Below are 11,844 nucleotides of genomic sequence, written 5' to 3' on the forward strand. Positions count from 1 at the left end.
TCTCATGCCCGAACCTGATCCCGAGAAACCCGAAGAGGGCGTACGCCGCACTCGACCACAGTCGTCCGGGTTGCAGGCTGTACTCGCCCGCCGTCGTCAGGTTCGCGATCCACTTCCAGAAGCCTTGCTCCGTCGCGTCAAACAGTTCTCCGGCCGGCTCTCCACCGAGGCCGTGACCGTGATGGAGGAGCAGCTTCCGTTCTTCGACAGTCTCGACGCTTCGCAACGCGCCGACGTTCAACTGTTGGTGCAGACGTCGGTGGTGAATTTCCTGGAATGGCTGCGGCAACTCGACTCGGAGATCAGCTTCGGATACGAGTCGTTTCCGGTCATCCCTCAGGATCTTGCTCGACAGCTCACGCTGCGCCAGACCGTCGACATGGTCCGGGTGGCGATGGAGTTCTTCGAGAAATGGCTGCCGGCTCTCGCCCGCAACGATCAGCAGCTGATCGCGCTGACAGAAGCCGTCCTGCGCTACGGGCGTGAACTCGGTTTCGCAGCAGCGACGGTGTACGCAAGCGCTGCCGAGTCGCGGGGTGCCCTGGACACGCGACTGGAAGCGCTCGTCGTCGACGCCGTCGTGCAGGGAGACACCGGCTCGGACATGCTCTCTCGCGCCGCCACCTTGAACTGGGATGCCACGGCTCCGGCCACCGTCATCGTCGGGTCTCCCCCGCCGGACGAGCGGGTCTCGGTTGCCGGCACCGTCCACGCGACTGCCGCCGCGCACGGGCGCGCTGTTCTCGCCGTGGTGCAGGGTCCGCGACTGGTGATGATCGTCAGCGGCGAGCTGAGCAGTAAGACGGAAGGCAGCCAATTCCTTCAAGACCTGCTCATGAGTTTCGCCGACGAGCCGGTGGTGATCGGCCCGACAACACCCTCGTTGAGCGCAGCGCACTTCAGTGCGTCCGAAGCTCTGGCGGGAATCAAGGCTGTTGCCGGGTGGCGCGGCGCACCTCGTCCCGTTTTCGCGACTGAACTGCTCCCGGAACGGGCACTACTGGGAGACGCCGCTGCCGTGAAGGCTCTTCGCGATTTCCTCGTCGCACCTTTAGCTGAATCCGGCACAGTCTTGACCGATACTTTAGACAGTTATCTCGACTGTGGAGGTGCGGTTGAGACTTGTGCACGTCTTCTGTTTGTTCATCCAAATACCGTTCGGTACCGCTTGAAGCGAATCGCCGAAGTTACCGGCCGGGATCCAACGAATCCACGCGACGCGTATGTACTACGGATCGCCGCTACCGTGGGCCGATTGACACAAATCGATCTCAAATCGAACAATTCGGTTACTTCAGTCACATCTTTAACATCCGGACAAACAAACCTGTAACCCCTGAGCGTCCAATTTCGATGGCCGAGCGCGACGTGGGATTTTGTGGGAACCCTACAAAACACTTCGCCAGAGTTCATCGCGACCGACATCTCGCAGGTCGCTCGCGGCGGTGTTCTCTTAATAAGTGATTTCGTTGCTCGCCCCGGGACAGGGCTCTCAGACACCCGGCATGCTCAGCCCCTGGCTGGCACTGCCCGGAGCACAAGACCGCCTCGAAGTGTGGTCGAAGGCAGCCGGCCTGGACCTCGTCCGACTCGGCACGACCGCGACCGCCGAAGAAATCACCGACACCTCGGTAACCCAGCCCCTCGTCGTTGCCGCTGCTCTGCTGGCATACGAGGAAATCGAATCACGTGGGCTCCTCGGCGCCGACGTCATCGCTGCCGGCCATTCGGTGGGTGAGCTTGCCGCTGCTGCGGTCGCCGGTGTTATCTCCGCTGACGACGCGGTCGCGCTTGCCGCCCTCCGTGGCGCCGAGATGGCCAAGGCTTGTTCGCTCGAGCCCACGGGCATGTCAGCCGTTCTCGGTGGAGACGAAGCCGAAGTGCTCGCACGAATCGAAGAACTCGGGCTGGAAGCAGCCAACCGCAATGCGGCCGGCCAGATCGTGGCGGCCGGACTGCTCACCGCGCTCGAAGAACTCGCAGCAAACGCACCCGAAAAGGCCCGAGTCCGCGCACTACCCGTCGCCGGAGCTTTCCACACCCGCTTCATGGCGCCGGCGCAGGACGCCGTCGCAGCTGCTGCCGCCAAGATCACCCCTTCCGATCCGACGCGCACGCTGCTTTCCAACTCGGATGGCGCACCCGTCTCCTCGGGCGCCGACGCCCTCACCAAGCTTGCCGCGCAGGTAACCCGCCCCGTTCGTTGGGACCTCTGCTCCGCGTCGTTGCGGACAGCAGAAGTCAGCGCGATCGTGGAACTCCCGCCGGCCGGAACCCTCGTCGGAATTGCCAAGCGTGAAATGCGTGGCACACCGACGGTGGCCCTCAAGAACCCGGAGGATATCTCCGCACTGTCCGAGCTGACCTAGCTCGGACGCCCACCCGGCCGATCAGCCCGAACGGCGGCCGGACGTTTCACCCCACCTCAATCGATCAAGAAGGGAGCCACACCAGTGGCCCACACTCAGGAAGAAATCATCGCGGAACTCGGCCAGATCGTGGAGGAGGTCACCGGTATCGAGCCTTCCGAGGTCACCGTTGACAAGTCCTTCGTGGACGACCTCGATATCGACTCCCTGTCCATGGTCGAGATCGCCGTTCAGACCGAAGACAAGTACGGCGTGAAGGTCCCCGACGAGGATCTTGCAGGTCTGCGCACCGTCGGCGACATCGTCGCGTACATCCAGAAGCTCGAAGCCGAAGGCGCCGAAGCCAAGAACGCAGAGTGAGCCGACCGTGACTTCCGCTTCTACCCGCAAAGGGAAATTCCCCGACATCGTCGTCACGAGCCTCGCGACGTCGACCTCGGTGGCTGGTGATGTGGATGGCACGTGGAAGGCGCTACTCGCCGGCGAAAGCGGCATCGGAATCCTCGATGACCCGTTCATCGACGAGTTCGACCTTCCCATTCGCATCGGCGGGCACCTGAAGGTTTCACCGGACGAGGGCTTGTCCCGCGTCGAAATTCGACGGATGAGCTGGGTGGAACGCCTTGCCCTCACGTTGAGTCGCACGGTCTGGAGCAACGCCGGCAGCCCTGAAGTCGATCAGGACCGCCTGGCCGTTGTCATCGGCACCGGACTCGGCGGCGGCGACACGCTCATCGACGCCGTCGACAAGCTCCGTGGCGGCGGATACCGCAAGGTGTCCCCGTTCTCGGTGCAGATGGTCATGCCCAACGGACCGGCCGCAACGGTCGGACTCGAACTCGGGGCCCGCGGTGGCGTCATCACTCCGGTGTCGGCATGTTCATCAGGTTCCGAGGCAATTGCTCACGCTCACCGCATGCTTGTCATGGGTGACGCGGACATGGTTGTGGCTGGTGGAGTCGAGAGCTTCATCGACGCCGTTCCGATCGCGAGCTTCGCCATGATGCGTGCGATGAGCACCAACAACGACAATCCGGCCGCAGCTTCACGTCCTTTCGACAAGGACCGCGACGGATTTGTCTTCGGCGAAGCCGGCGCCTTGATGATCCTCGAAACCGAGGAGCACGCAAAGGCACGCGGGGCAACGATTCACGCCCGCCTGCTTGGTTCCGGAATCACTTCGGACGGGTACCACATCGTGGCACCGCATCCGGAAGGCCTGGGCGCGGCGCGAGCCATGACCCGAGCAATCGAGATGGCCGGACTGACGAAGTCCGACATCAAGCACATCAACGCCCACGCCACTGCGACGCCGATCGGTGACATCGCAGAGGCAAAGGCAATCAACGCAGCGGTCGGCAATCACGCTGCGGTGTACGGCCCGAAATCCGCGCTGGGACACTCGATCGGCGCTGTCGGCGCCCTCGAATCAGTCCTCACGGTTCTGGCAGTGCGTGACGGGATCATCCCGCCCACGCTCAATGTTGACAGCCAGGATCCAGAAATCGATCTCGATGTCGTCAAGGGTGAACCCCGAACCGGCTCTTTCGATTTCGCACTGAACAACTCGTTCGGTTTCGGTGGGCACAATGTCGCGCTCGCCTTCGGTCGGGCCTAGCCCGAACCGCGGTTTGCACCTGTCCGCGGGTGTCGTTGCAACACAACGTCACCCGCGGACAACACCGACCTTTCGTTCCACCCAAGGCTCGTACTGAAGGAGGACGCGATGACCATCCTGGCCCCCGTGACAAAGTCCGAATCATCGACAGACCCGCGCGATCCTCTTGCGCGCCTGGAAAATCTGTTCGACCCCGGCACAACAGTGCCGCTCCACGCCCGTGACAAGTCCGGTGTGCTCGCCGCGTCCGGAAACATCGACGGCGTCCGCACCATCGCATACTGCTCCGACGCCACTGTCATGGGTGGCGCCATGGGCGTCGACGGTTGCAAACACCTCGTCAAAGCCATCGATACCGCTATCGAGGAAGAGTCCCCCATCGTGGGCCTCTGGCACTCCGGTGGCGCGCGTCTGGCTGAAGGCGTCGAGGCGCTCCACGCCGTCGGACTGGTCTTCGAGGCCATGGTCCGCGCGTCGGGTCTCATACCTCAAATTTCCGTCGTGCTCGGCTTTGCCGCTGGCGGAGCCGCGTATGGTCCAGCCCTCACCGATGTCGTGATCATGGCGCCGGAAGGCCGAGTGTTCGTCACCGGGCCGGACGTAGTTCGTAGTGTCACCGGCGAACAGGTCGACATGGTGTCACTCGGCGGTCCGGACACACACACCAAGAAGTCGGGTGTCGCGCACATCGCCGCACACGACGAGGCCGACGCATTGCACCGCGCGCGCCGCCTGGTCTCGATGATGTGCGAGCAGGGCGAATTCGATCAGCGGGCAGCGGAACTCGGCGACAGCGATCTGCGCGCCATGATGCCTGCCTCCGCGAAACGCGCGTACGACGTTCGTCCGATCGTTCACGAAATGCTCGACAACGTCGAAGGCGAGTCGAGTTTCGAAGAACTGCAAGGCAATTACGCTCGGAGCATCGTCACCGGTTTCGGCCGGATGGCCGGACGCACCGTTGGCGTCATTGCGAACAACCCACTGCGACTCGGGGGGTGCCTGAACTCCGAAAGTGCAGAGAAGGCCGCTCGATTCGTGCGACTGTGCAACGCATTCGGCGTGCCGCTCGTGGTCGTCGTCGATGTTCCCGGGTATTTGCCGGGCGTCTCGATGGAGTGGGAAGGCGTTGTCCGACGCGGAGCGAAGTTACTTCACGCCTTCGCCGAGGCAACGGTCCCCCGCGTCACCGTCGTCACTCGAAAGATCTACGGCGGCGCCTACATCGCGATGAACTCGCGAGCACTGGGAGCCACTGCCGTATTCGCTTGGCCCAACTCCGAAGTAGCCGTGATGGGTGCGAAGGCTGCTGTCGGCATCCTGCACAAGCGGGCCCTCGCAGCTGCACCGGACGACGAGCGTGAAGCATTGCACGACCGTCTCGCCGCCGAACACGAGGCGATCGCAGGCGGCGTCGACCGCGCTGTCGAAATCGGCGTCGTCGACGAGGAAATCGACCCGGCGAAGACTCGCAGCATCGTGACCGCTGCCCTCGCGTCTGCACCATCTGTCCGCGCGCGGCACAAGAACATTCCGCTCTGACAACCCGGGACAGCAAGGTGGGCCTCGCCGATACGGCGGGGCCCACCTTTGTCATTCGAGTCTTTGTCGTTCAAGCCGCGAGAGCGCTCAGGGTTCAGGATGGACCTCGGTCAGCTGACACGCCTTCGCAGCCATGTCACTTCGGCACCTTCGCCTGAACTCCGGAAGGGTTCGAGTTCCTCGTCCCACGGTGCGCCTATCGCCCGATCGATCTCCGCGGCGATGTCTCCACCGGAATTCATGATGGACCGCAGTTTCATCTCCCCTACGACGACATCACCGTTCGCACTGGTGGATCCGCGCCACAGGCCCAGACCGGGCACATGGCTGTACCGTTCGCCGTCGACGCCGTGGCTCGGGTCCTCGGTGACCTCGAACCGCAACATCGGCCACGCGCGTAGCGAGTCGACCAGGCGGGCACAGGTTCCGACGGGACCCGTCCAGTCCGTCGTCGCACGCAGAAGCCCGTCGTAGGCAGGCTGTGAGGTCCATCTGAGCTTGGCAGGGCTGTCCAACGTGGCGGACAAAGCCCAATCCACGTGCGGGCACAGCGCCGCGGGCGACGAGTGGATGTAAACCACACCAGTCGTCACGTCCGCGAATTGATTCATTTCGCGCACTCGAGCCTCCTGCTTCGACGAGGGACGTCTTCCCCAACGACCTCTGTCGAGTTCGTGCAGCACGCTCGATTGAACAGTGTGCCTTGTGTTACCCGTGTTGCGCCAGTGGAAGGAGAGAAAATTGTGCTCTACCGCGAAACTTCACCGACCACGCCATCCGACAATTCGGTCCACAAAGGCTTGGCCCAATCACCGAAATCGCGATCGGTAAGCACGACGCACGCAGTATCGATCGTGGGATCGACCCACAGGAACGTCCCGGACTGGCCGAAATGACCGAAGGTAGCGGCCGAGTTCTCGAGACCCGTCCAATGCGGACGCTTGTCGCCCCGAATTTCGAATCCGAGCCCCCAGTCGTTGGGGCGCTGAGAGCCGTAGCCCGGAAGAATTCCGTTGAGCCCCGGGAACTGCACAGTTGTCGCCTCTGCGAACGTCTGCGCCGAGACCAGAGTCGGCGAGAGCAGTTCAGCCGCGAACTTGGCCAAGTCGTCTGCCGATGCCTGCGCACCGTGACCGGCCGGACCGACAAGAGCCGCGCTGGTCATCGCCAATGGCGCGAACACCGCCTCGGCCAGATAGTCGGCAAATTCGATCTCGGTCTCCCGGGAAACCAACTCGGCAAGCACCTCGAACCCCGCACTCGAGTAGATCCGCTTCGACGCCACCGGCGCCTGAACAACACGTTCGGCGAATGCCAATCCCGAAGCATGTGCGAGGAGATGACGAACGGTCGACCCCTCAGGCCCGGCCGGCCCATCCAACTCGACCGCCCCCTCCTCCACTGCCACGAGAATCGCGTAGGCGCACAACAGTTTTGTCACCGAAGCCAGGGGGAAAACATGTGCCTGGTCGCCACTGAAACCACGAATGCGGTCGCCCTCACCGGGATTCTTCCCGGAGAGGACGACCGCTGCCGCATTGTCGACCGGCCACTGCTGGATTACGTCGAGACTGTGAGTACTGGGCACCCGATCAGACTACTGGCACAAGAGTTGCGCTTCCGATCACCAGTCAGCTTCGGTGTAGCGGATGACGCCGCGGATGTTCTTGCCATCCAACATGTCCTGGTAGCCGTCGTTCACGCCTTCGAGCGTGTAGGTCCGAGTCACCATGTCGTCGAGGTTCAGCTTGCCTGCCTTGTACATCGCGAGGAGGTTCGGCACGTCCTGGCGAGCGTTGCCACCGCCGAAAATGTTGCCCTGAAGGTCCTTCTGAAGCATCGACATCAGGAACAGGTTCAGCTTCACATCCATGTCCGTCAGGTGCCCCATTGCGGTGACGACACAACGGCCGGCCTTTGCCGTCAGAATCATCGCTTCTTCGACGTACTCACCCCTCATTTCGCCGACGGTGATGATCGTCTTCTGCGCCATGCGGCCATACGTAGCGTCGATGATCGGCTGAATGGCAGCGGCAGCGCTTTCGAAAGCGTGCGTTGCGCCGAACTTCAGAGCCTGCTCACGCTTCCACGGCACGGGGTCGATGGCAAAGATGTACCGGGCGCCCGATGCAACTGCACCCTGTAGCGCACTGATACCGACGCCGCCGACACCCATGATCACAACGTCTTCGCCGGGCTTCACATCGGCGATGTGGGTTGCCGATCCCCAACCGGTCGGAACGCCGCAACCGACGAGTGCGGCAACCTCGAACGGAATGTCCTTGTCGATCTTCACCACTGACGACTGGTTCACGACCATGTAGGGCGAGAACGTCCCTAGCAGGCACATCGGGATCACGTTTTCGCCGCGAGCCTGGATCCGGTAAGTGCCGTCACTGATGGCCTGGCCGCTGAGGAGGCCCATCCCGAGGTCACACAGGTTCTGATGACCGGCCGAACACGCCGGACAGGTTCCACAAGCCGGAATGAAGGACAGAACGACGTGGTCGCCGACCTCCAGACCCTTGACCTCCGGGCCGAGCTTGGTGATGACGCCCGAACCCTCGTGCCCACCCATGACGGGGAACGACGGCATCGGGGTCGCGCCGGTGACGATGTGGTGATCGGAGTGGCACATTCCGGCCGCTTCCATGCGAATCTGAACTTCGCCGGCTACCGGCTCACCGATCTCGATCTCCTCGACGGACCACTTTTCATTGAGGCCCCACAGGATTGCACCCTTGGTCTTCACGTCACTTCACCCTTTCATTCGCACACCCGCATCTATCTCTGTGACCATAGCCACAAATCTGCGAAATTGGAACGTGTTCTAACGAAAGATTTTGCACTGCAGGTCAGACGTCCAAATGACCTGGCACAACCGGCGCGGCAATGACGGAATAATGACCCACTGAGTGGGACAGGCCACACGGGCACCCGAAAGTAGAGCCGCCCCGAAAGCACGCAACCATTCGACTCCACCTCCCACCAATCGGTCGGACACAGAGCAGCGGGTCTGAAACAGGCCTGGGCATGTTCTGGTGCATCTGAGGTTTGGCCCCTCAGGTTTTGAAGGTGGTGTTCGCCGGCCGTGGGTGCTGCTGCGGGTCGATCGAGGGCGGCGGAATGAACCAGGGTCTATTGTCGACACCGATCCGAATCGCCCACTTCCCGACGAACCCGGATTTCCGGTGCATCAACCGATGATGTGAACGGCACAGCAGGACCAGATTGTTCATCACCGTCGGGCCACCGTTCGCCCAGTGCCGGATATGGTGCGCATCCGTCCACGCCGGTACACATGTGCAACCCGGGAACGCGCAGCCTCTGTCGCGGGCAATCAACGCAGTCCGTTGTTCGGCGGTCACCAACCTCTTCCCTGGTATCGCATCGAGCGGCGCGCCGTGACCGTCGAGCAGCACGTTGGACAGGAAACAGTCACACCCGAGAAGCCTGCTCTGCGACACCGACAGCGGTCCCAGCCACGGCATGTGCCCGACATCAAGATCAGACACAGCCACTCCACCACCATCAGTTGGTGTGGCGGCGCAGTCCCGATGCTCCGCCAGATCCCGAGCGTTGATGTGCACATTCACGTGCGGACGCTGACCACCATCGGTACCGGTCTTGGCGCAGTCCAGGTAACGCCGGATCAGTTCGGTGAACCCGTCCGCGGTGCGTTTCGCCGCCGACCGAGAATCCGGCGTCCCATCCGGTGCTGGGGTTGGCATCGTCAGCTTCGACAACGCCGACAGCAACATCTCACCGGTGAGGGCATCGAAATCGCCGCGCACCACCACTCGACCGTTCAATGTCGAGGCGATCCGCAACTCGTTCCGGTCGATGTCTTCGGCGGGCGGGATCTCATCCGATTCGAACAACCTCTCCAACGTCGCGATCACGTTCCGCACCTTCGTCGTCGTCGCCTCCACACCCGACGCAGCAGCCAACAACAAATCGATACACTTCGGGAGTGCCTCCTCCGGCATGCCTTTAGGTGGTGACTCGCAGAACGCCACGATCAACACCGCGTGCTCGAAGGAGCAGTCCCCGCCATCGAACCGAGCCGCCACCGCCGGAAACGGCCGCAAAGCTGCACCCAGGGCGGCGATCTTCTTCCCGTCCCGAACCTGCAGCATCGTGTTCGCCGCCAACCACGCACCCACACCGCGGCTGGCAATCACCTGATCATCCGGGCGCAACGACAACTCGTCCACCACGGCCACTCGAACCGCCTCGAGGCGCAGAATCTCCACACTCGCCTCGACAGCAGCAGCACGCAACTCAGCAGCAGTCAACTGCCACAACCGTCCGCGCAACCCCACCGCAGAACCAGACACCACATCCGACAACAAGACACTCATTGAATCCCCCGATCCCCTCCCCAAACAATACTCGAACACCCGTTCGAGTCAAGAGTTTCTCGAGTCAATCCACCGAGCGTCCCGGAATCACCGCACCGCATTGATAGGCGAGAACCACCAGTTGCGCGCGGTCGCGGACATCCAGTTTTGTCATCGCCCGGTTCACGTGCGTTTTTGCCGTGACCGCGCTGATCACCAATTCCGCAGCGATTTCGTCGTTGGACATCCCGAGGGCAACGAGGGTTACCACTTCGAGTTCGCGTGGGGTCAACTGACCGAAAATCCCAGAAGTCGAGTCGGCCCGCGACGGAGTGGAAAGGAACCGAGAAATCAACGCGCTGGTCGCAATCGGCGACAGCAAAGAGTTCCCACCTGCGACCGTCCGAACAGCATCGAGTAGATCCTCGGCTCGGATTCCTTTGCCGATGAAGCCGCTGGCTCCCGCCCGGATCGCCTGTGCCACATGCTCATCCACTTCGAAGGTGGTAAGAATCAACACGTGCACGTCGGTCAAATCCGGATGATCGGCAATCATGGCGGTCGCTTCGACTCCGCTGGTGCCTGGCATTCGAATGTCCATCAATACAACGTCGGGTCGATGCTCGAGCGCCGCCTGGAATGCCTGCTCTCCGTCTGCCGCCTCGGCGACCACCTCCATGTCCTCTTCCGAACCGATCAGCAGCGCAAGCGTTTGACGGAAGAGCGCCTGATCGTCTGCCACTACCACCCGAATACTCACGACTCCTCACGCTCCGAACCCCTGGACACCGAGACAAGCGGTAGTTGGGCGTCCACACGAAATCCCCCGTCGGCGCGGAATCCTGCTGAGACCTCGCCTCCCATCGCCTGTGCCCTCTCCTTCATTCCCAGCAGTCCGTACCCGGGTGGTGACGTCGAAGGCACTGCCGTTCCGGCGTTTTCGACCGACAGCATCAGAACCTCGGCTTCGTATGACAACGACACGGTGACGGCTCCTGGCAGCGCATGCTTGCTCGCATTCACGAGTGCCTCCTGGATAATTCGGTACGCTGTGAGATCTACTGCGGGCCCGAGTGGGCGCAGCGAACCCACAGCGCGCACATCGATTTCCATTCCTGCACTGACGAATTGATCCACCAGTGCCGGTAGATCCGAAAGCCCCGGAGCCGGCTTCATCGAGCGATCACCGTCCTGAGCATCACGGAGAACTCCGACCGTGGCCCGAATTTCATCGAGTGCCGCCTTGGACGTTTCCTCCACTCCGCGTAGTGCAGTCGTCGCCTTCTCCGGGTCTTTCCCGATCAAGTGCGACGCGACCCCGACTTGCAGGTTGACCAAGGCAATGTGGTGCGCGACAACGTCGTGCAGGTCTCGCGCAATCCGCATCCTTTCTTCGACGACGCGGTGTCGGGCCTCGTCCTCGCGCATTCTTTCCGCTTGCACCGCGCGCGCCTCGACGGACTCCAGATAGGCTCGGCGAGAACGGACCTCGGCGCCGGCAAAACTTGCCATCAGCAACCAAGCCAACAACCCCAGTGCCTCCTGCAGGAGATTGTTCCCCACTCCCAGGAAGATCGTGACGAGCATCAGCGAGCTGACTGTGCTCGCCGCTGCGAAGAAGGTCCTCCGGCGGTCACTCGTGCTGGCAACGTAGTAGAGGCACACCATCGCTGCGGAACCTGTGCCGGCATTCGGCGGCGCTGACAGTGCAATCATCAATACGCCGAGGAGTACTGCCACCGCCAGTGCCGAGAACGGATAGCGCCTTCGGAACACGATGGTTGCCGCTGCGATCGCTGTTACAAGCACTCCCACAACCGTGACCTCGCGGGTGTCATTGCCGTCGAGCGCGATGCGGTGCGCCGTCCACGTGGCAAGGAGCACGAGAATCGCCAGTGCCAGGTCGATGGTGCGCGGGTGTTCCGCACACCATCGACCCCACGTCGATGTCGAAGTCATCGATCTACCGTAT

The 11,844-nt window shown here is 62.3% G+C and carries 11 protein-coding genes; 5 read left to right on the plus strand and 6 right to left on the minus strand.

Annotation, left to right across the window (positions count from 1 at the left end; translation table 11 throughout):
• Positions 1-4 precede the first annotated feature (4 nt).
• From KTR60_RS17350 to KTR60_RS17370, 5 genes are all read left to right on the plus strand, one after another.
• Positions 5-1,333: a PucR family transcriptional regulator gene (locus KTR60_RS17350; protein WP_003941635.1), complete on the plus strand. Its 1,329-nt coding sequence runs from the start codon at positions 5-7 to the stop codon at positions 1,331-1,333.
• A gap of 127 nt (positions 1,334-1,460) precedes the next feature.
• Positions 1,461-2,369 carry an ACP S-malonyltransferase gene (locus KTR60_RS17355; protein ID WP_003941630.1) on the plus strand — a complete coding sequence of 303 codons (909 nt, stop codon included), beginning with the start codon at positions 1,461-1,463 and terminating at the stop codon, positions 2,367-2,369.
• An 84-nt stretch (positions 2,370-2,453) separates the two neighbouring features.
• Positions 2,454-2,729, plus strand: coding sequence for a meromycolate extension acyl carrier protein AcpM (gene acpM, locus KTR60_RS17360; RefSeq protein WP_003941649.1), 276 nt, complete (start codon positions 2,454-2,456; stop codon positions 2,727-2,729).
• Positions 2,730-2,736: 7 nt separating this feature from the next.
• Positions 2,737-3,987 (plus strand): KasA/KasB family beta-ketoacyl-ACP synthase, encoded by a 1,251-nt coding sequence (locus KTR60_RS17365; protein WP_003941591.1) that lies wholly within the window; start codon positions 2,737-2,739, stop codon positions 3,985-3,987.
• Between the two features lie 108 nt (positions 3,988-4,095).
• Entirely contained in the window at positions 4,096-5,529 is a 1,434-nt protein-coding gene (locus KTR60_RS17370) for an acyl-CoA carboxylase subunit beta (protein ID WP_003941597.1), read from the plus strand.
• Positions 5,530-5,639: 110 nt separating this feature from the next.
• Here the strand turns inward: KTR60_RS17370 and KTR60_RS17375 are convergent, their stop codons facing one another.
• The 6 genes from KTR60_RS17375 to KTR60_RS17400 all read right to left on the minus strand — a co-directional run bounded on the left by KTR60_RS17375 (position 5,640) and on the right by KTR60_RS17400 (position 11,831).
• Positions 5,640-6,149: a DUF3145 domain-containing protein gene (locus KTR60_RS17375; RefSeq protein ID WP_003941617.1), complete on the minus strand. Its 510-nt coding sequence runs from the start codon at positions 6,147-6,149 to the stop codon at positions 5,640-5,642.
• 128 nt (positions 6,150-6,277) lie between these two features.
• Entirely contained in the window at positions 6,278-7,117 is an 840-nt protein-coding gene (locus tag KTR60_RS17380; protein ID WP_007735479.1) for a serine hydrolase domain-containing protein, read from the minus strand.
• A 36-nt stretch (positions 7,118-7,153) separates the two neighbouring features.
• On the minus strand, positions 7,154-8,281 hold the full coding sequence (locus KTR60_RS17385; protein WP_054826084.1) for an NDMA-dependent alcohol dehydrogenase: 1,128 nt from the start codon (positions 8,279-8,281) through the stop codon (positions 7,154-7,156).
• A 310-nt stretch (positions 8,282-8,591) separates the two neighbouring features.
• Complete coding sequence (locus KTR60_RS17390; protein ID WP_228401082.1) at positions 8,592-9,893, minus strand: HNH endonuclease signature motif containing protein; 1,302 nt, start codon at positions 9,891-9,893, stop codon at positions 8,592-8,594.
• A gap of 64 nt (positions 9,894-9,957) precedes the next feature.
• Positions 9,958-10,632, minus strand: coding sequence for a response regulator transcription factor (locus tag KTR60_RS17395; protein WP_228401083.1), 675 nt, complete (start codon positions 10,630-10,632; stop codon positions 9,958-9,960).
• Complete coding sequence (locus KTR60_RS17400; RefSeq protein ID WP_058039428.1) at positions 10,629-11,831, minus strand: sensor histidine kinase; 1,203 nt, start codon at positions 11,829-11,831, stop codon at positions 10,629-10,631. The genes KTR60_RS17395 and KTR60_RS17400 overlap by 4 nt, the downstream gene beginning before the upstream one ends.
• Positions 11,832-11,844: the final 13 nt, after the last annotated feature.

It is taken from the genome of Rhodococcus sp. C1, from assembly GCF_020809065.1.
GTDB lineage: Bacteria > Actinomycetota > Actinomycetes > Mycobacteriales > Mycobacteriaceae > Rhodococcus_F > Rhodococcus_F qingshengii.

Coding starts and splice junctions, on each gene's coding strand:
- KTR60_RS17400 (WP_058039428.1), bottom strand. CDS start 11,831: ATGACTTCGACATCGACGTGGGGTCGATGGTGTGCGGAACACCCGCGC.
- KTR60_RS17370 (WP_003941597.1), top strand. CDS start 4,096: ATGACCATCCTGGCCCCCGTGACAAAGTCCGAATCATCGACAGACCCG.
- KTR60_RS17350 (WP_003941635.1), top strand. CDS start 5: ATGCCCGAACCTGATCCCGAGAAACCCGAAGAGGGCGTACGCCGCACT.
- KTR60_RS17390 (WP_228401082.1), bottom strand. CDS start 9,893: ATGAGTGTCTTGTTGTCGGATGTGGTGTCTGGTTCTGCGGTGGGGTTG.